Genomic DNA, 23,422 nt, shown 5'->3' on the forward strand with positions numbered 1-23,422 from the left:
GGACTCAGCCCTTGACGACGATGCTGACGATCTTCGGGGCCCGCACGACGACCTTGACGATCTCGCGATCACCGATCGACCGGATGACGCGCTCATCGGCTCGTGCCAGCGCCTCGAGCTCGGCCTCGCCGATGCGTGCCGGTACCTCGAGCTGCGCGCGTACCTTGCCGCCGATCTGCACGACCGCGGTGACGGTGTCCTCGACGAGGAGCGCCGGATCGGCGGAGCGCCACGACACGAGTCCGACGGACGGCTCGTGCCCGAGGATCTCCCACATCTCCTCCGCGGTGTGCGGGGCGATGAGGTCGAGCATGACGGCGATGGTCTCCGCCGCTTCACGGACGGCGGGGTCGGCAGCACCGGCAGCGCCGTCGATCGTCTTGCGGGTCACATTGACCAGTTCCATCAGGCGGGCGACGAGCACGTTGAACTTCGTCTGCTCGACCAGCGCGGGCGCTTCGGCGAGCAGCTTGTGGGTCGCGCGGCGCAGCGCCGCGTCGCCCCCGTCGAAGACGACGTCGACCGGGCTGGCGACCTCGTGGGCGACACGCAGGGCGCGCGACAGGAACTTCTGCGCACCGGTCATCGAGACGTCGGCCCAGTCCTTGTCGTCCTCCACCGGACCGGCGAAGGCCAGCCCGACGCGCAGGGCGTCGGCGCCGTGGGCGTCGAGCTCCTCCTGGAACAGCACCAGGTTGCCCTTGCTCTTCGACATCTTCTGCCCGTCGAGCAGAACCATGCCCTGGTTGATCAGGTTGGAGAAGGGCTCCGTGAAGTCGATCAGCCCCATGTCGAAGAGGACCTTCGTGATGAAGCGGGCGTAGAGCAGATGCAGGATCGCGTGCTCGACGCCGCCGATGTACGAGTCCACCGGTGCCCAGCGTGCCGCCTGGGCCGGGTCGAACGCCTGCGTGTCGCTGTTCGGGGACAGGAACCGCAGGAAGTACCAGGAGCTGTCGACGAAGGTGTCCATCGTGTCGGGGTCGCGCAGCACCGGGTCACCGGTCTCGGGATCGGTCGTGCGCACCCAGCTCTCCGCGCCGCCCAGCGGCGAGGTGCCCTTCGGCTTGAGGTCGAGGCCCTCCACGCTCGGCAGTTTCACGGGCAGTCGGTCCTCTGGCACGGGGATGATCCGGCCGTCTTCGGCGTGCAGCATCGGGATCGGCGTCCCCCAGAAGCGCTGACGCGAGATCAGCCAGTCACGCAGGCGATAGTTCTTCGCCGCCCGACCCGTCCCCGTGGCCTCCAGCTGCTCGATGGCGCGCGCGATCGCGTTGCGCTTCGACTGTCCGTTCAGCGGACCGGAGTTGATCATGCGCCCCTCGCCGGTGAGCGCGACACCGGTCTTCGCCGGGTTCTGCTCGTCGAGCGCCGCATCCGCATCGATCGGGACGCCGTCCTCGTCCACCTCGATGACCGGCATGGCACCGGTCACCGGAGCGGTGGTGTCGACGACGACCTTCACCGGCAGGTCGAACGCGCGTGCGAAGTCGAGGTCACGCTGGTCGTGCGCCGGGACCGCCATGACGGCGCCGTGCCCGTAGTCGGCCAGCACGTAGTCGGCGGCCCAGATCGGGAGCTTCTCACCGTTGACCGGGTTGATGGCGTAGCGGCCGAGGAACACACCCGTCTTGGGGCGGTCGGTGGACTGCCGATCGATGTCCGTGGTCTTCTGCACCTCGGCCAGGTAGGCCTGGAAGCGCTCGCGCACCTCCGGCTCGGCGTCGGCGGCGAGCTCCGCGGCCAGGTCGCCATCCGGGGCCACGACGAAGAACGTCGCACCATGCAGGGTGTCGGGGCGCGTCGAGAACACCGTCACCGGCTCCTCGCGCCCCTCGATGCGGAAGTCGACGTCGGCGCCGACGGAGCGGCCGATCCAATTGCGCTGCATCTGCAGCACCTTGTGCGGCCAGAATCCCTCGAGCTGGTTCAGGTCGTCCAGCAGGCGGTCCGCGTAGTCGGTGATGCGGAAGTACCACTGGGTGAGCTTCTTCTTGACGACCTCGTAGCCGCAGCGCTCACAGCGCCCATCGACGACCTGCTCGTTCGCCAGCACGGTCTGGTCGTTGGGGCACCAGTTCACCGGGCTCTTCTTGCGATAGGCCAGGCCGCGCTCATACATCTTCAGGAACAGCCACTGGTTCCAGCGGTAGTACTCCGGGTCGGAGGTGTGCAGCACCCGGCTCCAGTCGAACGAGACACCGTACTGCTGGAAGCCGACCTTCTGCTGCGCGATGTTCTGGTACGTCCATTCGCGCGGATCGGCACCCTGACGGATCGCGGCGTTCTCCGCCGGCAGACCGAAGGAGTCCCACCCGATGGGGTTCAGGACGTTGTGACCGCGGTGCCGCCAGAAGCGGGCGACGATGTCGGAGTAGAGGTAGTTCTCCGCGTGCCCCATGTGCAGGTCACCGGAGGGGTACGGGAACATGGCCAGCACGTAGCGCCGGGGCCGCGTGTCCTCGTCGCCGCCCGTGAGGAACGTCTCGTGCTCCGCCCAGTACTTCTGCCACTTGGCCTGGATGGCGTGCGGCGAGGAGAACTCCTCGTCGACGGGAGCGGTGGACATGTTCTCAGACAACGAACGCACGACCAATCTGAAGGAAAAAACGGGATCAGTTCAGGATATCGGAACGCCAGGTCGCGGGCATTTCCGCGCCTAGCGCCGCGAGGGGGGCCCTGGCCTTGGTGGCGACCTCACGCACCTCGGCCGCCGGCACCGAACCCCAGGTGATCCCCCCGCCCGCGCCGACGAACGCCGCATCCGCGTCAACCACGATGCTGCGGATGACCATCGCGAGATCGAGAGCCCCGTCCACGCCGATGTAGCCGAAGCAGCCGGCGTAGATGTCGCGAGGAGCGCCCTCGAGATCGTGCAGCTGCGTCATGGCCGACAGCTTCGGGGCCCCGGTCATGCTCCCGGCGGGGAACGCCGCCTCCAGCAGCACTCCGACGGTGATCCCCTCCGCGGCCGTGCCGCTGACCGTGCTCACGAGTTGATGCACGGCCGGATAGCTCTCGACTTCCCAGAGGCCTTCGACGCGGATCGACCCCGGAACGCAGACCCGGGAGAGGTCGTTGCGCATGAGATCGACGATCATGACGTTCTCGGCCCGCTCCTTCGGGTCCGCGGCGAGCTCTGCGGCGAGCGCGGCATCGGTCACGGCGTCGGTGCCCCGAGGACGAGTCCCCTTGATGGGACGGGTGCGGATGACCCCACCGCTGGCGTGGAGGAACTGTTCGGGGCTGGCGCTGAGGAGCGCACGTCCTCCGATGCGCAGGAAACCGCCATGGTGCGCCGGTGTGGCGGCCCGGAGCCGCTCGTACACGGCGACGGGGTCGTGGGTGCCTGGCACGGTGAACCGCGTCGTGAGGCAGAGCTGGTAGGCGATGCCCGCATGGATGAGGTCACGGCAGCGGCCGATGAGCCCCTGGTACGCGTCGGGGGTGTGTCGGGCCTCCGCGACCGGACGGGCCTCCGCCGCACGGACGGGACCCTCCGCACGTGGCACGGTCAGAAGGGACTGCAGCCAGCGCTCCCCCTCGTCGTCGGTCTCGCCCTCGGGGGACAGCAGCCACAATCGGCGCGCGCCGTGGTCGAACGCGAGAGCCCTGGTCACGCGCAGCCAGGTCCGAGCGTCCGGTTCCATCTCCCCGGCGACCGGCGCCCCCGCGAGGGCCGCACCGCTCTCGTAGTCGCGCCAGCCCACCCATCCCCCGCGTAACGGCGGCATCCCCGCTTCCACGGGATCGGTGTCGAGACGTACGTCCCCGGGCAGCGGTTCCGCGACGCCAGTGCCGAGGAAGCTCCATCCCTCGACGGCGTCAGCGCCCGCATCGAGCCAGAACACGTCCGCCTCCCGCTGCGCGAGCGCCGGGAACAGACGCTCCGACGCCACCCAGGACGGCAGCGGTCGGGGGCTCAGGCGGTCGGGCACCTTTCCAGCCTAGGACCGGGCCGCTCCCGTATCCTCATGGGGTGGACGACCTCCTGCTCTGGCTCCTCGACACCGTGCAGTCGATCGATCCGGTCACGCGCACACTGGTCGCCGGTCTCGCCGTCATGCTGGAGACGAGCATCCTCATCGGCCTCATCGTCCCGGGCGACACCATCGTCATCATCGCCTCGATGGGCGTCGCCACTCCCCTGGAGGGCATCGCGATGGGGGTGGCCGTCGTCGTCGGCGCCCTGATCGGGGAGAGCATCGGGTTCTGGCTCGGCCGCTGGCTGGGCCCCTACATCCGTGCCTCCTGGCTGGGGCGACGGATCGGCGAGCACAACTGGGTCCGCGCGGAGAACTACCTCGCCCGGCGCGGCGGCATCGCCATCTTCCTCTCCCGCTTCCTCCCGGTCCTGCACTCCCTCGTCCCTCTCACGGTGGGGATGAGCGAGTACCCCTACCGGCGCTTCCTGGCCTGGACGACCCCGGCCTGCATCATCTGGGCCTCGGCGTACGTGAGCGTCACCTCCCTGGCGGCCGGGAGCTTCCGCGAGCTCGTCGACCGCGTGCACTTCGCGGGCTACCTGTTCGTCGGAGTCATCGCCCTGTTCCTCGTCCTCGCCTATCTGGGCAAGAGGCTGCTGCACCGTCTCGAAGCCCGTCATCTGGAGGCCCCGGCGGCGGAGTCCGACGCCGACGTGAAAGACTGAGGCAATGGCCCCCGCACCCCCGGCGCCCAGGATCCACTGGTTCGCCCGACTCGAGCACCGTCTGCACGTGTGGCGCGAGGGACGAGCGCGCCGCCGCGGTCGCAACGCCACTGTCCTGCCCTTCCCCGGCTACGGAGGCCCCGGATGGGTGCGCGTGCTCGGCCGGGTGCTGATCGTCCCGCCGCAGCGAAACAACCGTGACGGCGAGCCGGCGAGCATCCGCGGCTGGCGCAGCTTCGTCGGCATCCCCGTGGGTTTCGCCTCGGTCAGCGTGCACCTCGGAGACGGCACTCATCAGGTCGTCGCCGACCGCGGCGGCGTGATCGACTCGGTCATCCGCGCCGAGCTGGAACCCGGCTGGCAGACCTTCACCATCACCGTCGAAGGGCAGGAGCCCATCGAGGCCCGCGCCTTCATCGTCGCGGAGAGCACGCGGTTCGGCGTCGTCTCCGACGTCGACGACACCGTCATGGTCACGGCGCTCCCTCGACCCTTCATCGCCTTCTGGAACTCGTTCGTCGTCGACGAGCACGCGCGCATCCCGGTACCGGGCATGGCCGTGCTGCTCGACCAGCTCCTCCGGCAGCACCCCGGAGCGCCCATGATCTACCTCTCCACGGGTGCCTGGAACGTCGCACCCACACTCTCCCGGTTCCTCGGCCGGCATCTCTTCCCCGCCGGCTCGCTGCTGCTGACCGACTGGGGTCCCACGCACGATCGCTGGTTCCGGAGCGGGCGCGAGCACAAGCTCACCAACCTGCGCCGACTGGCCACCGAGTTCCCCGACGTGAAGTGGCTGCTCATCGGCGACGACGGCCAGCATGACGAGGCCATCTACACGCAGTTCCAGGAGGAGCACCCGGATTCCGTCGCGGGTGTCGCGATCCGTCGACTGCTGCCCGCGGAGGCGGTGCTCGCCGGCGGTCGTGCCGAGATGGAGTCCCATGATGCGGACGAGGCGCCGTGGGTGAGCGCAGAGGACGGCGCGGGCCTTCGCGACCAGCTCGGCGACGCCGGCATCCTGCAGTGACATGATCCTCACGCGTGATGACTGGCTGCGGCGGGAGGACGCGCATCGGCAACGGGCCGACGCGCTGACGGCGGCGCACCGGGAGCGCGTCGCGCGCGGCGAGAAGCACCCCGTGTGGGACTTCCTCTTCACCTACTACGGCTACAAGCCCGCGCAGCTCCGCCGCTGGCACCCCGGAGCGGGCGTGGAGCTGCAGGATGCGTCCGAACGGGCGGCGTGGCGCTGGTACGTCCCCGGGAACACACCCGACGGCGTCGTGCCCGATGCGGAGCGCTTCGCGGCCGAGAAGCCCGAGCTCGCTCGACTGGTGGCCCTCATGCTGCGCCGCACCGGCTCCCGTCCCGGGCAGTTCGGCTGCTTCGGGCTGCACGAGTGGGCGATGGTCTACAACGCCGCGGAGCATCGGCATGCCGTACCCCTTCGGCTCGGTCAGGCGGGCACGGATGCGGTGGTCGAGGCGCACGACCTCCGCTGCACGCATTTCGACGCCTTCCGGTTCTTCACCCCGGATGCGGCGCCCCGCAACCGCACGGCGTTGACGAGAGACGACCAGCCCCTGTTCGAGCAGCCCGGCTGCTTGCACGCCGGCATGGATCTGTACAAGTGGGCGATGAAGCTCGGGCCGCTGATTCCCGGCGAACTGCTGCTGGACACGTTCGAGCTCGCGCGCGACATCCGGCTGCTCGACATGCAGGCGGCCCCCTACGATCTCTCGGCCTGGGACGTCGAACCGGTACGCATCGAGACCCCGGAGGGCAAGGCGGAGTACGTCCGACGCCAGCGCGGCTTCGCGGAACGCGGTGCCGCTCTCCGCTCTTCCCTCCTCGCCGCCTGGCTCGCACCCGAGGGTCGCGCCGCGGCCTGAGGGTCAACCCGCAGGGGCGCAGTCGCCGCAGACACTCCACGACGACGTCGTATCGGAAAGCTGCAGGCGCAACGCGAGCACGCGCGTCGCAGCATCCGCGAGGCGATCGGCGGGCAGAGTGCCGGCATCGACCGCCGCGGCGATTCCCGCAGCCATCTCTCCCGCCGTCCGGGCATCGGAGCCCGCGATCATCAGCACCAGATCATTGCCGGCCGCCACCGCCGCGACGCCGTTCGCGACCGGATCGGCATACGCCGAGTCCCCGGAGGAGAGCAGCATGCCGAGGTCATCCGTGACGGACACCCCGTCGAAGCCGAGCTCGTCCCGAGCGATGCGATGCCACTCGGCGGACAGCGAGGCCGGCCGCGCGTCCACTGCCGTGTAGGCGAGATGGCCGTACATCAGCAACGAAGCACCGGCTTCGATGCCGGCGGCGAACGGGAGCCCGTCCGCTTCTCGCCACGCGGCCTTCGTCATCCCCGTGCTCGGGATCGCGTGATGCGAGTCGCCCGGCGCCGCCCCGTGCCCGGGGAAGTGCTTGAGCGTCGAAGCCACGACATGCTCCTGCCCCTTCGTCGCGGCGGCGGTGCGGTCGGCGGCACTCTGCGGATCGGTGCCGAGAGCCCGCCCGAAGATGAAGGAGCCGGGGTCGGCGGGGACGTCGGCCACCGTGCCGAAGTCGACCGTGATCCCCGCCCGAGCCACGAGCGCGCCACGGGCTGCGAAGGCCGCCGCGGTCTCGGCGACCGGGCGACTCTTCAGAGTCGGCGACGCCGAGTAGGTGTCCCAGGGCAGCCGCGAGACGATGCCCCCTTCCTGGTCCACCGCGATCAGCGGGGGCAGAGCGGGATCGATCGTCAGCGCTGCCGTCAGCGCGCGGAGTTCCGACTCGGACTCCGGGATGTTGCCACCCATGAGGATGAAGCCGCCGAGCCCCGACTGCATGTAGGCGCGAAGCGCCGCGGGGTCGCTCCCGCCGATGTGACCCATCACGATGGACGAGGCCTGCTCCGCGGTGCTCATCTCCGCGACGAGGGCGGCGGCATGATCCCGCAGGCCGTCGCCGTCGGCCGCCTGCACGGTCACCACGTCTGCCGGCGGGCTGGACGCTGCCGCCGACGACGAGGCGGCGGCCCCGGCGCCCACGGCGGTGATCAGCGCGGTCAGGGCCGTCGCGGCACCGAGGCCCCGCCGCATGCGGCGCCCGAACGAACGAGCCGGGTTCATCGCTCTCAGCGCGCGAGCGCCTCGACGATCGGTACCGAGGTCTCCTCGTCGCCGTTGCCGAAGCGGATCGTGCGCCCGATCGTTCCGGGGTCCTCCAGGGCCGCGACGATGACAGCCGCGACGTCGGCACGGGAGACCTCGCCGCGCCCCTCGGGGTCGATGCGGATCCGCCCGGTCGGGTCGTCGAAGGTCAGCGCGCCGGGGCCGAGGATCGTCCCGTCGAGGCCCGAGGCGCGGAGGTGCTCGTCGGCAGCCCACTTCGCGTCCGCGTACGGGAAGAAGGAGTCGTCCTCCGGGACGCCGTGGTCGGCCGTGGAGCCGATCCACGACACCATGACGTACCGCCGCACGCCGGCGCGCTCCGCCGCGTCCATCGTCCGCACCGCCGCGTCCCGGTCGACCGCGTAGGTGCGCTCGGGGCTGCCGCCGCCGGCGCCCGCGGACCACACCACGGCGTCGTGCCCGCGGATGATCTCGGCGAGGGCGTCGACGTCCATGGTCTCGATGTCGGCGACGAGCGCGATGGCGCCCCCGTCTTCCACCTCGGACACATGATCGGGATTCCGGATCACGCCCGTGACCTCATGTCCTCGGGCGACGAGGAGCGGGGCGAGCAGCAGAGCGATGCGGCCGTGGCCGCCGAAGACGAGGATGCGCGACATGTCTTCACCCTACGCGCCCCCGCGGACGTCAGCCCGGCGTCTGCGAGCTGTCGATGACGAAAGCCTGCGGATGCGACGGCAGATACCGCACGACGACAGGCGCGCCGGTCGGGATCCACGCGTCGCGATCGGGGTACACGGCAGGAGTGAAGAAATCGCTCTCCAGGGTGTACTCGGTGCCGTCCGCCGCCGTGAACGTCACCCAGTCCCCGTCGACGGTTCCCGTCGTCGGGCGGCCGTTCTCGAAGATGTATGCGCGGGTCACCGGGACACCGGTCAGACTCAGGATCCCGACGATGAGAGAGCCGAGCATCACGAAGGCCAGTGCGCGGAAGACCACGCGGACCACGGTGCCGCCGACGTTCCCGCGGGATCGGCTCTCCGCGGGGAGCAGCCCCTCGCGTTCGCGGACGGCGCGCAGGGACCCGCCGCGCGTCGTTCCCCGCGCGGAGATCGCGAACAGCCCGAGGATCGAGAACGCCGCGATGAAGACCATCGCATAGCCGTGCGCGGCCGGGAAGTTCACCAGCCACATCAGCGTGTCCAGGGGGTTCATCGTGCCGCCTCCTTCTCGATGGTGACGGCGACCGTGTGCGGATCCTCCCGGCGGTAGAACGCCCAGACGGGAGCCCCCACCTGCAGCCGCGAGACGGCCTGCGGGTAGACGAACACGGTGGTGTCAGCCTCCCATGGCTCCGCGCCCTCCGGAGCCACCAGCACCTTCAGCGCGAGCTCGCTCTGCCCCTCGCGACGCCGCCCGGTCGGACGGACCTCGACGACGGAGGCGGGAACCTGGGTTCCCGTCGTGCGCGCGCGGACCTGGGACGGGTCGATGAGGCCGCGGTCGATGCGCCACTGCAGCATCGCCTCACGGACGGTCGGGTCGCTGAGGTCGGCGAGCTCGACCGTGTCGGGGTCCTCGAGGCTGTAGCGGACCGGGACGGGCTGTCCGACCTGCAGCGCTCCGACGTCACCGGCATCGAGCAGCATGCGCAGCTGTCCGATGAAGTCATCGCCGACGCTCGGGCTGACCCGGATGAAGAGGTCGTACTGAGGCACATCGTTCACGGTCACCCCAGTGCGGGACATCTCGACGATGGTGCCGACGCCGATCTGCACCGGCCCGCGGACCTTCTTGCGCCGCGCCAGACCCGACATCGACCCGCCGAAGGTGAGCAGCAGGCCCCAGGCGACGCCGATCACGATCGGTCCGCCCAGGCCGTCCTCACCCGCGAAGGGGAGGATCGACTCGCGCTGGTTCACCCCGAACAGGCCTTCACCCACCCACACCACGAGCCACGCGGACAGCAGCAGCCAGACGACGGTCAGGACGATGCGCAGCATGCCTCCCAGCGTATCCATAGGAGGCGCCCCTCCACGAACCGGTCAGGACGAGACCGGGGTCCCCACTCCCTCGAGGGCGCGGACGACGCCGGCCGCAGCGGCTCGCCCCGCCCGGTTCGCGCCGATGGTGCTCGCGGAGGGACCGTAGCCGACGAGCTGCACCCGGGGATCCGCCACCGCCGTCGTGCCTCGACCCCCGCGGTCGAGCTGGATCCCGCCGGCGGCACTGCGCAGGTGGAGCGGGGCGAGGTGACCGATCGCGGGTCGGAACCCCGTCGCCCACAGGATCACGTCCACGCGTTCGAACGATCCGTCGGCCCACCGCACGCCGTCGGGCTCGATGCGCTGGAAGAGCGGGCGACGGTCGGCATACGCTCCGAGACGCTCCGCCTCCCGTTCCTGGGGGCGCAGCATGAGACCCGTCACACTGACCACGCTCTCCGGGGGCAGGCCGGCCGCCACACGCCTCTCGACGAGCGCGACGGCAGCAGCGCCGGCCTCCGGCGTGAAGTCGTCGTCGCGCCAGACGGGAGGGCGACGGGTGACCCACAACGTCTCCGTGAGGGGGGCGAGGGCGCCGAGGAACTGCACCGCGGACGCACCGCCGCCGACGACCAGGACCCGCTTGCCCCGGAAGTGCTCCGGCCCCGGGTAGTCCACGGTGTGGAACTGCTCCCCGAGGAACGTCTCCATCCCCGGGTAGTGAGGGACGAAGGGTTGCGTCCAGGTCCCGGTCGCGTTGACGAGGGTGCGGGTGCGCCACTCCCCCTCGTCGGCCTCCACGACGAGGACCCCGTCGTCATCCCGGACTCGACGGACGTGCACCGGCCGCAGCACCGGCAGATCATGGGCCTTCTCGTAGCCGGCGAAGTACTCCGGCACCGCGATGTTCGCCCGGCGCTCGTCCCGCGGCGGCGCGGTGTCTCCCGGGAGCTCGGCGACCCCGTGCACATCGCGCATCGTGAGGGCGTCCCACCGGTGCTGCCAGGCTCCCCCGGCCCGAGCATCGGCATCCAGCACGACGTGCTCGATCCCGCGGCGACGCAGATGGAAGGACGCGGACAGCCCGGCCTGGCCGGCGCCGATCACGAGGCTGTCGAGGATGCTCACGATGGAACGAACGCCGTTGCACCGCCGGATGTTCCGCGTGTCCCGACGCGCCCGGGCGGCCCGCGCCGATTGGTGCGGATGCGGATTCGTGTAGTAGTGTTTTCACGTTGCCCGGAGCACTCCGGAGCAGCGTCTGGGCCTGTGGCGCAGCTGGTAGCGCACCTGCATGGCATGCAGGGGGTCGGGGGTTCGAGTCCCCCCAGGTCCACCAAAATACGCCCGGTCACGGGTGATTTCGGGGAAGAGTTTAGACCTCTCCGTGGCATCCGGGCGGCACTCACGGACACTCGTGAGTCTCCCGGAGATTCCGAGAGGGATACCCGAGATGGCTACATCGCAACCCCGTTCCGCGCACCCGAAACGCAAGCGCCCCGCCGCGTGGGGCACCATACGTCGGCGCGAGTCGGGCAAGTTCGAAGCGTTCTACCGAATGGAAGGGCGCACCATCCGCGCCCCGCGCCGGTTCGACAGCGACGCGGAAGCCCAGGCATGGCTCGCCACCGAGCGGGCAGCCCACGTGACTGGCACGTGGATAGACCCCGATCGCGTGACAGTCGCCCCTGCTAGCATTCCCGGCGTGCTCACCCTGGCGAGCACGTTCGAAGCGCTGTGCGAAGCGCTCATCGCAGAGGAAGCGGCATTTGCGGAAGCGCGGCCCGCTTATCTGCATGAGCAGGCTCGACTGATCCGTCGCGTCATCGTCCCGTCGCTCGGCGCGGTGCCGATCGGAGCGGTGAAACCGAGCCTGCTAGACGCTGCCTACCAGCAGTGGCATGCTCATCGCGCCGCCCAGGCGCGCAACGCCCTCGTTGCGCTGCGAAAGGTAGTCAAGCTCGGCAAACGCCGTGACCTTTTCACATTCGACATGGCTGACAGCATCCGTGTGCACCCCCGCACGACGAAAGAGATCGTGACGTTGGAGCCGATACAGCTCGGGCAGTTCCGGCGCACCGTAGACGCGTGGCGCGACCGCCCCGACCGGTACGGCCCGCAGCCGTCCCGACTGCTCCTCGACGTAACCGACGTGATGCTGGCGACCTCGGCGCGGATCGGTGAAGCGCTCGGGCTGCGTGTGCAGGACGTCGATTTCGCGCACGCTCGCACGGTCGTCACCATCGCCGGGACGCTCATCGAGGGGCACGGCCAGCGCAAGCATTGGCAGCCTGCGACAAAGACCGAGGCCGGCATGCGCTCGATTATCGTCCCCGAGTGGGCAGTGCCGACGTTGGAACGCCTCGCCCTGGCGGCGAACCTCCACGGGACCGACTACCTGTTCCACACCAGCAGCGGCCTGCCCACAGGCTCGCACTCCGTGCACCGCCAGCTGCGCGCCGTGCGCGAATGGGCAGGCTTGTCATCGGAGCTGGTGCCGCACGTGTTCCGCAAGACCGTGGCAACAACGATCGCAGACCACGAGAGCGGCGGGCTGGACGCGGCAGCGCTCACCCTAGGGCACTCTCGCTCACGCGTCACGGAACAGCACTACGCCAAACGGCGCACACTCGCACCGGACACGCGCGAAGCACTCGCGACGCTTGGGGAGGGCGCTCGATGATCGCGCCCGACGTGACGGCTCGATTCGCCTGCCCGGTGCACTGGTGCGAGGGAAACACCTGGACGCACGGCGGCGACGACGCCATGCCCGATGAGTGGCTGCACGAAAGCGCAAGCATCGCGCTACCCGGAGGAATGACGGTGCACCGACGGTCGACGGCACTGGATCCCGACGAGTGGACGCTGCACACTTCTGACCACGCCGAGATCGCCGAAGCAGCGTCACCCGACCGGCTCGCGGCCCTGCTCGACGCTGCTGCCGCACAGCTGCGGCGCATCGCCAGCGACCCGACGCCTTAGCCCACCTCGAAAAGCCCCCCGCACAATCTCGTGCGTGGGGCTTTTTTGTGCGCGCCGTCCACTCTCGGCGACGTCGGGACGCCCTGACATGTCCTAGACATGTCATCCGCCGCAGGGGGCAACGCCTGCCAGTGCAGCGAAGTGACGGCCGAGGCCCGCCAGCTCGGCCCGCGCATCAGCTGGATGCTGCCGCCGCTGCAGCTCGACGCCGGCCCTGCACCTCGACGCCGGCTCTGCAGCTCGGCGCCGGCCCGGTCGCTGCCGGCCAGCTCGGCGCGGCGCAGCAGATGGATGCTGCCGGGCAGCTCGCTGCGCCCCGGTGAGATCTCGGCCACGGGGATGCCCGCCCCGAGCACAGCTGGACGCCCCCGGCTCTGCAGCTCGCAGCGACGCGCTCCCTGCCCGCTGACGACCACGTGGGCGCATGTTTTTCGGGTCAATTTACCTAGCGAAACGTCGCGCAATGCCGCGTGTGGGGAATTGCTGGCCCAGCGATCTCCCACGCAACATTGACCGCAACAACCCGCCCCATACCGGAGAGGGACAGACAAGACGCCCCGATGGAAGGAATACCACCATGACCGCCAGCACGATCACCACCCCCGCACCCGCCCCTGCCCCCGAGACATGGCCCGAGCTGCTGACCGTGGCCGAAGCCGCCACATACATCAACACGTCCGAGCGATTCGCCCGCCGACTGGTCTCCGACCGCCGCGTGCAGGTCGTCAAGCTCGGCAAGCACGTGCGCATCCCGCGCCCCGCGCTCGATGAGTACGTGGCGGCGAATACCCGGCAGCCGACCACTGCTGCGCGCGACTGATCCGCAAACTCCCGACCGCCCCGACAACCGCACCGAAAGAAAGAACCACTGACAATGTCTCGATTCACCCGCCCCAAGAAGTCCACGCCCGCATCCACCGCGACCACGCCCACGCCCGCCGCGCTTACCGTGCCGGCCGAGCTGGCCGAGCTGTACGCAGCCGCCACGCCCGACACGGCCGCATTCATGGAACGCGCTTCACGCGAGCTGGCTGCCGAGCGCCGCCGCCGCCAGAATCCTGATTTCGACGGCGCGATCATCGTCACTCCCGAGGATCGGCAGCGCGTCTATACCGACCGCCTGCCCGAGCTACTGGCCCGTGCCGAGCACCTGGCGCGCCTGAGCGCCGCCAGCACAGTCGTGTGGAACGCGAAGCTCGCGGCGGATCGGGCAAAGACGATCGCCGAGAAGCACACTTGCCCGATCTGCCACGAGATCAACAAAGATATCCGGCCGTACTACACGCCTGATTTCGCCGGCGGAACCGCGAGCGTCAGCGATCGCGGCCCGCGCATGTGCCCCGCGTGCCGCCACACGGCCGATCTGCTGCACTCGCAGACAACCGCGACGCCCATGCGGCAGGCAGCCGTGCAGGCGGCACTCGAGACCGCCGCACAGCGAGCCTGACCGCACAGGGGGCATGCCGACACCATCGCGCCGGCGTGCCCCCAGCACTCGAAACAATCCCCCACTGCTCACGAAAGGCCGGCGCGACGGTGATCCCCAGTTCCCGCAATGCACGACGCGCCACCCCGCCGGCCGAAGCCGCCGCCCACCCTGCGCCGCGTGATCCCGACTTCCTCGCATGGGCACTGGCAGACGATGCTCACCCCGACGATCTCGGAGAGCTGAACCGTCGAGCGCTGCGCGACCGTGCGCGCCGCGCGATGGACGCCGACGCGGAAGCGATCGCGCGCGGCATCCCGGCGCGCGGTGAGAGCCTTGAATGGCTCGCTCACCAGCTCCCGGACTATCACCCGCGCCGTGCCGCCGTCCGTGCCCTCGCACGGCGCGCCGGTGCGCCCGCCCGCCCGATTCCGCTACGAGAGCGCAGAGCTGCGCTCATCGCGGCACGCGACCGCGCCTGCGCAGAGCTGCGCGCCATGATCTCGGCTGCCGTCCCGCTCGCGCTGCGAGAGGCGCACGCCCGCGCAGCGACAGCTGCCCTGCGAGTTGCCCCTGTCTGGCGGTTGCCTCGCGCGCCTCGCGCCCCAGCGCCAGCCGGCCTGGTGTAAGCGCGAGCCGATCCCGCCGCACTCTGCGGCACAGGACTGCCGGCCATTTCCGGCACTAGACCGACGCATAGCGCCGGCTCGCGCCTCAGAGCGCCCTGCTCACACCCATAGGCACCCCCGCACCCCGCGACTGCGCCGGTCTGTGTGACTCGAAACGGAACCAAACTCATGCCTACCTACAGCCCCCGCGCCGGAAGCGCCAGCGCCCCCACAGCCACCACACGCTGGTACGTTCAGCGGCGCGCAGACTGCGACCTACCGCCCGAGCTGCCCGAAACGGCACCCCTCGCCGCCAAGCTGGTGCAGGCCGTCTACTACGCGGTGACACCCGAGATCCGCGCTGACATTCGCGCTGGTCGAAACTCGCGCCGCGTCGGAGTCGCGTTCGATCAGGTCGACGCCCGCGCCCTGGTGCCCCTGCGCATGTCCCGGCGCGATCGCGGCCGAGGCATCGACTACCTGGTGAAGCTCGAAGCCGCGCGCGGAGGGGTTCTCTCGTGACTGCCCTGCCCACACGTGACGACGCGCTGCGCCTGGCAGCGGCCGGCTGGCCGGTGATCCCGCTGCGCGGCAAGATCCCGATGACCGCGCACGGCGTGAAGGATGCCACCACCGACCCGCAACAGATCGCGGCGTGGTGGCCCGCCGGGGCGCGCCGCAACATCGGCGCACGCGTGCCTCGCTCGCTCCTGGTGCTCGATATCGACCCTCAGAACGGCGGCAGCCTCGCACAGCTTGCGGACGCCGCAGGCGGGCTGCTACCGCGCACCCTGACCGTGCATTCCGGCCGAGGTACCGGCGGCCGTCACCTGTACTTCCTCAATCCGGGCGGGCCGCTGACCTCAACCCGGCTGCCGGCTGGCATCGACGTCAAGACCGAAACCGGCTACCTCGTCATGCCCCCGAGCCTGCACCCCGACACCGGACAGCCCTACCAGTGGGAGGATGCACCCCCGGCACCCCTGCCCGCCGCCCTGCGCGAGCTGCTGCGGCCGGCTGAGCCTCGCCGCGCGCCTCGCTCGACGCCGGCAAGCTCGACGCAGCACGCCAGCCGGCTGAGCGCGCGTGCGGCGTATCTGGCGGGATTCGTGCAGGACGCCCCCGAGGGCACGCGAAACGGGCGGCTGTTCTGGGCAGCCTGTCAGGCGATCCGGGACGGACACGGCACGCTGACATTCGATCTGCTGGAAGGGGCAGCCGTCGCCGCGGGCCTGACGGAGACTGAAGCGATGCGCACAATCGCAAGCGCACGCCGCACGATAGGCGGCGCGGCGTGACGGTTCCGGTAGTTCCTGCGGCGGTCGAGCCGCTGCCCGATCCGGGAGCGGTGTGGATGAGCGAACGGCCCGAGCTGATTGCGCTGCGCTACGAAGCGAGGCGACGCATTGCCTCGCCGTGGGCGCTGCTGGCTGCCGCTATCAGCCGATCCCTGCTCACGATCCCGTACCCGGTGCGCTATCGCTCTGCGCTGCACCCTGAGGGCACCCCGCTGAATCTCGCGCTGGCCCTGGTGGGGCGCTCTGGCGCGGGCAAGTCCACAGCTATCCGTGGCGCAGCCTGCGCCGTGATGTTCGAAGGGGAGGAAGTGCCCGAGACCGCGCACGCGCGCAGCGGTGAAGCGATCGCGACCATGCTCGGGAAAGTTCACACGGAGAAGGGCGAAGATCCTCAGCTGACATACGCCCGCCTGGATCACGCGGTGTGGCTGCACTGGGATGAGGTGGGCCAACTCGCACAGCAGGGTGACCGCACAGGATCGACCATGCTCGAAACGATCAAGTCTGTGACATCCGGGGAAACCATCGGCGGGCAGAACGCGAAGGGCGACGGCGTGACCATCCCGGCCGGCAGCTACAGGGCAGTACTCACTCTCGGCGTGCAGCCTCGACGGGCTGGGCCGCTGCTGGGCGACGGGGCTGTGGCCGGCGGGCTGTCAGCCCGGTTCGTGTGGCTGGTGGCAGAAGATCCCGATGCAGCCGACGCCCCGCGTCCGAGCGCCGAGCAGCCGCCCGTGTTTGTGCCCCTCTCGCAGTGGGACGGCGTGCGATACGTGGACGCTCTGCCCGAAATGGACGCGGCACACGAAGCGGACACCCGCGCCGCGCACCGAGGGGAGCGCGAGCCGATCAACAGCCGCGTGCTGCTAAACCGGGCGATCATCGCCATAGCGCTGGCGAACATGGCCGGCCGGTCCCACCTGACGGCCGAGGACTGGCACCTGGGGGGCGCTGTGCTCGCTCACTCACTCGACACGCTCGATACGGTGGCCGAGGCGCTGGCCGAACCCGACGACGGCCAGCAGCTGCGATCGCAGCGCGTGGAACAGCGAATGCGGGAGCGGCTGAGCGAGATGCAGGCGCAGGGCATCCCGTTCTACGAAGCGCGCCGGAAGCTGTCCAGGGCGCAGGGGGATCACCTGACCGAGCTGCTGCATGCGGGGAAGTTTGCACCATGGTGAGAAAGCGTGCTACGGTCATGTTTACCACGAGGGCCTAGTAGGGGGGTCAGGGGGGTGGTATATCTACTAACGGTAGATCATGCCGCAGATGAGTGAGCATAGTGCTCCGCACCCCAAAGCGACAGTGCGCCTCGCAGCGTCGAGTCTGATAGACCGATGCTGCGAGGCGCATCGTCGTGTGGCGGGTACTGTGGCGGTCGTGTGGCGGGCGTGTGGCGGCTGCGCGAATCAAGAAAAGCCCTGTTCAGAAGCATAAAAGGTCGTAAGTGTGGCGGTGTGGCGCGTGTGGCGCGTACCGTCACGCGCGTCGATCCGTTTTTTCTGGGAGCGCCCCCAGGACACCCCGCCCCAGTCCACATTCTTACGAGAAGAGGCTCAAATATCCGGGTTGACTAAAGTTTCCTCAGTCACCTATCCCGATCGCTGAGGTGCGGCTACAGCACTCCATCAGATGCAGACCAGCGCGGGGCGCGCCTTGGTGGAGCTGATGGACAGCGCCATGCATACTGGTCGAGTGGGGATGACGGATGCGCAGAAGGCAGTTTCCGCTGCGGTCCGCGGCCTGGACTCTGCAGCGTTCACGAGCATCCACATACTCGACCGCGTTCCCGCGATCTTCGAGGATCGGGAACAGTATGCAGCGTGGCGATCAGATCTCGGCGCAGAACTCGAAGTCGACCCGCTGTGCATCGTGATCGTCGGCAGCACGGCGGTGGGTGTAAGTCTCTCGCCGAAGGACGACAAGAGGTTTCGGCCGTTCCACGACGAATCGGACGTTGACGTGGCAGTTGTATCGGCCCGACACTTCGACGAGGCCTGGCGCTGGCTGCGAGCGCTCGGCCCGCTGGACGCGCTAAAAGGTCGCCCCGATGAAGCGGACCTGCTCGGCTGGCATCGTCGCAGCCTCGTTTTCGACGGCACCATTGCTACAGATAGGCTCTTGCCGTACCTGCCCTTTGGGGCGACCTGGCAGTCGGCGCTCGGGCGCGCATCGCTGCGCGCACCAACTCTCGATCGGGACGTCAAGGCCCGAATCTATCGAGATTTCGAATCCTTGCGTGAGTACCATCGTCGAAACGTAGAGTCGCTGAAGGCAGAGCTCCAACTAGAACCACCCGCAGGTACCCCTATGGTGGCAACCGACGAAAAGGATGAGGCACAAGAATGACCGCCACGACCAACCAGCGGTTCCTATCAGCGACGATGCACACCGTGTCCTGGTTCTGGAAGCGATTCAAGGGTGACGAACTTATCCTTCAGCCGCCATTCCAGCGCAACCCCGTATGGGGTGAGAAGCAAAAAGCTGCCTTGATCGACACGATTCTCAAGGGTTACCCAATCCCAGAGCTGTACCTCCAGACGACCGTGGACGCAAGTGGAGACGAAAAGCACGTCGTCGTCGACGGGCAGCAGCGGATCCGGGCTTGCCTAGAGTTCCTGTCAGATGGATTTCCGCTCGGCGAGGATTCCGGCACGCTCTCTGGCTCCACGTTCGAGGACTTGACCCCCGAGCAGAAGCAGACGATCTTCGAGTACAAGTTCGTCATTCGAGAGCTACCTGCCCTGTCCGAGCCAGAGATACGCGAAATCTTTGGTCGACTCAATCGAAACAACGTCGTGCTCAACGCTCAGGAGTTGCGCCACGCGACCTACTGGGGCGAGTTCATCTCATCGATGAAGGCGATTAGCCAGAACGAATTCTGGGTCACCTCGGGAGTCTTCACAGTCAACGACATCCGCCGCATGTTGGACGTCGAGTTCATCAGCGAAATCTCTGCTGCCCGACTCTACGGGTTGCAAAACAAGAAGACGACACTAGACAAGTTCTATAAGACCTTTGAAGTGGAATTCCCCGACCGATCGCGGATCGAGCACGACTTCGCAACGGTACTCGGCGAACTCGCACAAATTCTCACCTGGCCAACGAAGTCACGGTGGAAGGGCAAAACAGACTTTTACACCCTTTTCCTCGTTCTGGCCAAGCACGAAGGCGACATGCCATTTGATCGCGAGACACGCGATACATTAGCGAGCCGACTGCAGGTGTTCTCGGACTCGGTCAGCGCGTACCTCTCAGATGTCGCGCCAGATGAACAGCTTCTGCAAGCTCGTGGTTACGCGAGAGGCGTGCGCGCATCAAGCGATCTCGGCAGTCGAAGGACGCGCGACACCGCACTCGAAAGTTACTTGTTCGATCTGCCATACGTCCCTCCGGCTGACGTGGTGGAAGAATTTGTAGCAGGGCTCGGCCCTGACGACCAGGACGAAGACGACGACGACGCCAGCCCCGCCACCTAGGGCTCAGGCTTTTCAGCGAGTGGTGTAAGCGAAGATGCCCAGCGCGAGCAAGCCGATAGTTTCTTCTCCGCTAGATTCCAAAATCGGGAGAGCTGGCCACTCGTGCAGCTCGTAAGACCTGCGTAAGCGAGGTCATTGCTTCGAATACTCCCAGCGTTTCGGCCAAGAAGTCGAGATAGGAGATACCGCCGGGATCCTGGTCACTAACAACGCGACCCGTGCGGAGTTCGTGGTGTGCCGTTGCATGGCCGATCGTGTTGCGTCGGCGATTATTCAGGAGTGTGCTCAGTGAGTCCCAGCCAGGCACCTGAGCTGCGTAGGCAACCTTGTAGGCATTCGGAAGCTTGTCGAACTGGGCAAGGCTCTGCACGCGTTGCTTCGGGGGAACGATCGAGGGATGCTCGGTGCCAAAATCGTCGGCGCCACTGCGCTCAAGCGCGTTCTGCGCAGCCACCAGCGGCCATAGGCACTTGCAGGCCAGCTCGAACCCCTGCTGGTACAGGTCACGGACGATCGAAAACTCATCCCTGTAGAGGACAAGCTGCTCAAGCTCTGACCTCGACGTGTCGGGCACGTATCGGCTCAATGCTCCCATCTCCCACGCTTCTCGGCGGTGAATGAAGGCGCTGATCGCCGTGAACAGATCTCTTTCCAGCTGCTTTGCCGCAGCGCCGCGAGAACGCACCACCTCCATGTAGTGGCGATCCGAAAGCACTGCGGAGTGCTTCTTGCCGTACAGCTCGACGATCCGAGCACCGCGATCGCCGTTTTGGCCAAGCACCGTGATCGTAACGAACATGAGGCTTTGGTAGGCCACCGACGTGCGCTCGTGGAACGTGCTACCCACCTTGTCGAGCTGCAGCTTCTCCTTCGCCGTCCTCTCAAACATGGGCCAGTTCTCGTGCAAGAAGTATTGGAACACCATGCGTACCGAGGGCCACACTTGCTCCGTCACTGCGATTGCTCTGCCTCGATCATCTTCGAACTCCATGAAGCGCTTGAACCCCAGCAGGCCAGTGAGCGTCATCGTGGGAGACCCACCGGACGGTCCAAGCGAAACCGCGTCGTATCGAGAGGGCACGAAGGGGTTCACTGTCACGATCGACGCTTCTGAACCGACTTCGCTCTGATCGACCACCTCGCACTCGAAATCGACCTTAAAGCTCTCCAACTCCTGGCCAGACATCTCCGCACTAATCGGGAGCGCGCAGCTCGGGCAAGGCAAGTAGAAACGCGTCCCCGTTGTCGGCTCGACACCGACCCGAGCGGCGAAAGGCTCTGAGCACCCAGGGCAACGCAGAAAGAAGCGCGTGATCATCGTGCAACGCTACCGCGCAGAGATTCCTTTCAGTTCAACGGCCGCCGCGTCCGATGGTTCGGTCATCCTGTTCCGCGCCTCAGCCTGCCGGCACCGCCGGGGCACTCCAACACGTAATAGCGGCACTCACAGACACTCCGGTGCGGTGACCACCGGACAACTGCGGCCAAATATGCTCTAGGCTAATGCCCGGTCAGAGGGCGCTTTGCCCCGAGATTTCAAGCAATCAGCCACGGGCACACAACGTGCAGGGGGTCAGGGGTTCGAGTCCCCTCAGGTCCACGAAAAACCCTCGGTTCGCCGGGGGTTTTCGTGTGTCTGGAGCCCGTGACATCCCGCGAGGTCAGGCCCTCGCGCCGCATCAGGCAGTTGCGCCACCTCCGGCCTGATCTCGCGCGATCGCCTGCCCGGGAGCATACGAAAACGACACGCTCTCGTTTGTAGCGTGTTACACATGAGCACTCGACCCGCCCCTCCTCAGGGACATCTCCCGCATATCCAGGGGCTTCGGGCTCTCGCGGTTCTCGCCGTCGTCCTCTACCACTTCTGGCCTGCGCGCTTCAGCGGCGGGTATGTCGGAGTGGATGTCTTCTTCGTCATCTCCGGCTTCCTCATCACGGGGCATCTGGTTCGCGAGCTCACGTCGACGGGGACGGTGCACATCGGTCGATTCTGGGCCCGTCGGGCCCGACGCCTCCTTCCCGCGTCCCTGCTCGTCCTTCTGTTCTGCGTGACGGTCGTCGCCCTCCGCCAGTTGACTCCGATCTCCGCTCTCCCGGAGGAGCTCCGCCAGATCGTCGCATCGGCCTTCTCCGTCCAGAACTGGTACCTGGCGAGCGCGGCCACGGACTATCTCGGCCAGACGGGAGAGCCGACGACCGTTCAGCACTACTGGTCCCTGTCCCTGGAGGAGCAGTTCTACGTCCTCTGGCCTGTACTCCTCGTCCTCACCGGATGGCTTGCGGTGAAGCGCTGCCACGGCGATCGCCGAAAGGTCATCGCTGTCGTCGTCGGAGTCCTGTCGACAGCCTCGTTCATCTCCTGCGTGGCGCTGACCGCAGCGTATCCCGCGCCCGCCTACTTCATGACGCCCGTCCGACTGTGGGAGTTCGGGATCGGCGCCCTGCTCTCCCTGCTCCCCGCGCTGCGCGCGCGGCGCTCCCTCACGAGCGCTCTGCTCGGAGGGGCCGGGCTGGTCGCCATCCTGTTCAGCATCTCCTTCTTCGACGGGCAGACCGCGTTCCCCGGATACGCGGCCGCTGTGCCGACGATCGGCGCAACGGCCGTGATCGCGGCGACGAACGCTGGACGCTGGTGGCTCCCCGCACGGCTGCTGGCCATCCGCCCCCTGCGATTCACCGGGGACATCTCTTTCAGCCTCTACCTCTGGCATTGGCCGCTCATCGTGATCGCTCCTTCCGTGCCCTTCTGGGGCCTCTCCCTCGCTCACCGCCTGGCCCTCCTCGCGCTCTCCTTCGTCGTGGCCTGGCTGACGAAACGATTCATCGAGGATCCTGCCCGAACCTGGCGCGCGCCCGCGCTCAGGCGCCCGCGGGTCGTGCTCGCCCTCGCTCTCGCGGGGATGACGGTGGTCGGCGCCGGCGCGGGAGCCGCGTGGGCGGTGAATGCTCCGACCTACGAACGCGACGCGACTGCTCTCGCGGCTGTCCGCGCACACCCCCCTGCGTGTTTCGGAGCCCAGGCGGTGCTCGACACCAGCTGCGCGGACAGCCGGAGCGCGTCCATCATCCCGACCCCCGGATTCGCCGGCGCGGATCGCCCCACCGAGCAGAAGTGCTTCGTCCAACTGAACGATTCTCGTGCCGTGGCCTGCCGTTTCGGATCACGGACGACGGACGCCCCGTCGATCGCGCTCGTCGGAGACAGCCACGCTTTCCAATACGTGAGCACCCTCAGGGCGATGGCGGAGATGGAAGGCTGGTCGCTGACGACGTACGTCAAGGGGGCGTGCCCGTGGAACACGACCCCACTGGCGACGGGCGGCGCATTCGGAGCAGCCTGCTCGGAGTGGCGGGACGAGGTCACGGCCGCACTGGAAGGCGGCGACTTCGACGTCGTCTTCACGACGGCCCTGGCCGCGACCCCCTTCGCGCAGGCGGGACACGAGTCCACCCTGCACGCCGCCGCCTCCGGATACCGGGCGGCCTGGTCGCGTGTCATCTCCGAGGGCACACGGGTGATCGCCCTGGTGGACAACCCGGCCTGGGAGACGGACCCGAACAAGTGCCTGCAGGCGCGAAGCCCGGAGGTCTGCTCCGCATCGCGCGACGATGCCCTCGCCGCGGCGGACCCGATCAGGGCTGCCGGCGAGGACTTCCCGGGGGTCACACTGCTGGACTTCACCCCGGTGTTCTGCTCGTCGAGCGAGTGCCTCCCCGTGATCGGCGGGGCCAACGCCTACCGCGATCAAGACCACTTGACCACCACGTTCACCGACACCTTGGCGCCACAGCTGAGGGCGGCACTGCGGGACGCGATCACGAGGTGACAGCCTCGCGGGTTCAGGCACTCACTGCGCATCAGGCGGTT

Annotated in this window: 22 protein-coding genes and 1 tRNA gene; 14 read left to right on the forward strand and 9 right to left on the reverse strand. The window is 68.1% G+C overall.

The annotated features are described in order from the left end of the window. Window positions 1-4: 4 nt before the first annotated feature. Window positions 5-2,569, reverse strand: coding sequence for a leucine--tRNA ligase (leuS, locus tag ACIGJI_RS15735; protein WP_363447628.1), 2,565 nt, complete (start codon window positions 2,567-2,569; stop codon window positions 5-7). Between the two features lie 46 nt (window positions 2,570-2,615). Next, window positions 2,616-3,938, reverse strand: coding sequence for an anthranilate synthase component I family protein (locus ACIGJI_RS15740; RefSeq protein WP_363447630.1), 1,323 nt, complete (start codon window positions 3,936-3,938; stop codon window positions 2,616-2,618). A gap of 41 nt (window positions 3,939-3,979) precedes the next feature. On the opposite strand from ACIGJI_RS15740, the gene ACIGJI_RS15745 reads away from it, so the two are divergent. Genes ACIGJI_RS15745 through ACIGJI_RS15755 form a run of 3 tightly spaced genes read left to right on the forward strand, consistent with a single transcriptional unit; the run spans window position 3,980 to window position 6,546 of the window. Next, a complete protein-coding gene (locus ACIGJI_RS15745; protein WP_025104953.1) occupies window positions 3,980-4,651 on the forward strand; it encodes a DedA family protein in 672 nt (223 codons plus the stop codon). A gap of 4 nt (window positions 4,652-4,655) precedes the next feature. Next, window positions 4,656-5,681 carry an App1 family protein gene (locus ACIGJI_RS15750; RefSeq protein WP_187661683.1) on the forward strand — a complete coding sequence of 342 codons (1,026 nt, stop codon included), beginning with the start codon at window positions 4,656-4,658 and terminating at the stop codon, window positions 5,679-5,681. A gap of 1 nt (window position 5,682) precedes the next feature. Then, the gene (locus ACIGJI_RS15755) at window positions 5,683-6,546 is read left to right on the forward strand and encodes a 3-methyladenine DNA glycosylase (protein ID WP_259955058.1); all 864 of its coding nucleotides are present in this window, start codon (window positions 5,683-5,685) and stop codon (window positions 6,544-6,546) included. Window positions 6,547-6,549: 3 nt separating this feature from the next. On the opposite strand, the gene ACIGJI_RS15760 is transcribed toward ACIGJI_RS15755, so the two are convergent. The 5 genes from ACIGJI_RS15760 to ACIGJI_RS15780 are packed head-to-tail and all read right to left on the reverse strand — an operon-like array spanning window position 6,550 to window position 10,889. Further along, window positions 6,550-7,773, reverse strand: a complete 1,224-nt coding sequence (locus ACIGJI_RS15760; RefSeq protein WP_363447633.1) for a glycoside hydrolase family 3 N-terminal domain-containing protein — start codon at window positions 7,771-7,773, stop codon at window positions 6,550-6,552. A 5-nt stretch (window positions 7,774-7,778) separates the two neighbouring features. Then, window positions 7,779-8,435, reverse strand: coding sequence for an SDR family oxidoreductase (locus ACIGJI_RS15765; protein ID WP_187661685.1), 657 nt, complete (start codon window positions 8,433-8,435; stop codon window positions 7,779-7,781). A 28-nt stretch (window positions 8,436-8,463) separates the two neighbouring features. Continuing rightward, complete coding sequence (locus ACIGJI_RS15770) at window positions 8,464-8,991, reverse strand: DUF3592 domain-containing protein (RefSeq protein ID WP_363447635.1); 528 nt, start codon at window positions 8,989-8,991, stop codon at window positions 8,464-8,466. Beyond that, window positions 8,988-9,779, reverse strand: coding sequence for a hypothetical protein (locus ACIGJI_RS15775; RefSeq protein ID WP_259955062.1), 792 nt, complete (start codon window positions 9,777-9,779; stop codon window positions 8,988-8,990). Before ACIGJI_RS15775 ends, ACIGJI_RS15770 begins: the two co-directional genes overlap by 4 nt. Before the next feature lie 42 nt (window positions 9,780-9,821). Further along, a complete protein-coding gene (locus tag ACIGJI_RS15780) occupies window positions 9,822-10,889 on the reverse strand; it encodes an NAD(P)/FAD-dependent oxidoreductase (RefSeq protein ID WP_363447637.1) in 1,068 nt (355 codons plus the stop codon). Window positions 10,890-11,024: 135 nt separating this feature from the next. On the opposite strand from ACIGJI_RS15780, the gene ACIGJI_RS15785 reads away from it, so the two are divergent. From ACIGJI_RS15785 to ACIGJI_RS15805, 5 genes are all read left to right on the forward strand, one after another. After that, window positions 11,025-11,100, forward strand: a tRNA-Ala gene (locus tag ACIGJI_RS15785). 114 nt (window positions 11,101-11,214) lie between these two features. Beyond that, entirely contained in the window at window positions 11,215-12,444 is a 1,230-nt protein-coding gene (locus ACIGJI_RS15790; RefSeq protein ID WP_366244607.1) for a tyrosine-type recombinase/integrase, read from the forward strand. Next, window positions 12,441-12,743, forward strand: coding sequence for a hypothetical protein (locus tag ACIGJI_RS15795; protein ID WP_363447641.1), 303 nt, complete (start codon window positions 12,441-12,443; stop codon window positions 12,741-12,743). The genes ACIGJI_RS15790 and ACIGJI_RS15795 overlap by 4 nt, the downstream gene beginning before the upstream one ends. A 577-nt stretch (window positions 12,744-13,320) precedes the next feature. Beyond that, window positions 13,321-13,563, forward strand: a complete 243-nt coding sequence (locus ACIGJI_RS15800; protein ID WP_363447643.1) for an excisionase family DNA-binding protein — start codon at window positions 13,321-13,323, stop codon at window positions 13,561-13,563. A gap of 54 nt (window positions 13,564-13,617) precedes the next feature. Beyond that, complete coding sequence (locus ACIGJI_RS15805) at window positions 13,618-14,190, forward strand: hypothetical protein (RefSeq protein WP_363447645.1); 573 nt, start codon at window positions 13,618-13,620, stop codon at window positions 14,188-14,190. A gap of 68 nt (window positions 14,191-14,258) precedes the next feature. Here ACIGJI_RS15805 and ACIGJI_RS15810 read toward each other — a convergent pair whose 3' ends face one another. After that, a complete protein-coding gene (locus ACIGJI_RS15810; protein ID WP_363447647.1) occupies window positions 14,259-14,522 on the reverse strand; it encodes a hypothetical protein in 264 nt (87 codons plus the stop codon). Between the two features lie 444 nt (window positions 14,523-14,966). Between ACIGJI_RS15810 and ACIGJI_RS15815 the strand changes: the two genes are divergently transcribed. The 5 genes from ACIGJI_RS15815 (at window position 14,967) to ACIGJI_RS15835 (ending at window position 19,554) form a co-directional block, all read left to right on the forward strand. Further along, complete coding sequence (locus tag ACIGJI_RS15815) at window positions 14,967-15,299, forward strand: hypothetical protein (RefSeq protein ID WP_363447649.1); 333 nt, start codon at window positions 14,967-14,969, stop codon at window positions 15,297-15,299. Next, window positions 15,296-16,075 (forward strand): bifunctional DNA primase/polymerase, encoded by a 780-nt coding sequence (locus ACIGJI_RS15820; protein ID WP_363447652.1) that lies wholly within the window; start codon window positions 15,296-15,298, stop codon window positions 16,073-16,075. Before ACIGJI_RS15815 ends, ACIGJI_RS15820 begins: the two co-directional genes overlap by 4 nt. Next, complete coding sequence (locus ACIGJI_RS15825) at window positions 16,072-17,256, forward strand: hypothetical protein (RefSeq protein WP_363447654.1); 1,185 nt, start codon at window positions 16,072-16,074, stop codon at window positions 17,254-17,256. The genes ACIGJI_RS15820 and ACIGJI_RS15825 overlap by 4 nt, the downstream gene beginning before the upstream one ends. Window positions 17,257-17,707: 451 nt before the next feature. After that, entirely contained in the window at window positions 17,708-18,424 is a 717-nt protein-coding gene (locus ACIGJI_RS15830) for a hypothetical protein (RefSeq protein ID WP_366244604.1), read from the forward strand. Next, complete coding sequence (locus ACIGJI_RS15835) at window positions 18,421-19,554, forward strand: DUF262 domain-containing protein (RefSeq protein ID WP_363447217.1); 1,134 nt, start codon at window positions 18,421-18,423, stop codon at window positions 19,552-19,554. The genes ACIGJI_RS15830 and ACIGJI_RS15835 overlap by 4 nt, the downstream gene beginning before the upstream one ends. A 70-nt stretch (window positions 19,555-19,624) precedes the next feature. Here the strand turns inward: ACIGJI_RS15835 and ACIGJI_RS15840 are convergent, their stop codons facing one another. Further along, entirely contained in the window at window positions 19,625-20,872 is a 1,248-nt protein-coding gene (locus ACIGJI_RS15840; protein WP_363447219.1) for a hypothetical protein, read from the reverse strand. A 454-nt stretch (window positions 20,873-21,326) separates the two neighbouring features. Here ACIGJI_RS15840 and ACIGJI_RS15845 point away from each other — a divergent pair, with 454 nt between their 5' ends. Next, the gene (locus tag ACIGJI_RS15845) at window positions 21,327-23,381 is read left to right on the forward strand and encodes an acyltransferase family protein (RefSeq protein ID WP_363447221.1); all 2,055 of its coding nucleotides are present in this window, start codon (window positions 21,327-21,329) and stop codon (window positions 23,379-23,381) included. The last annotated feature ends 41 nt before the right edge of the window (window positions 23,382-23,422 follow it).

It is taken from the genome of Microbacterium sp. NPDC064978 (assembly GCF_044543605.1).
GTDB lineage: Bacteria > Actinomycetota > Actinomycetes > Actinomycetales > Microbacteriaceae > Microbacterium > Microbacterium meiriae.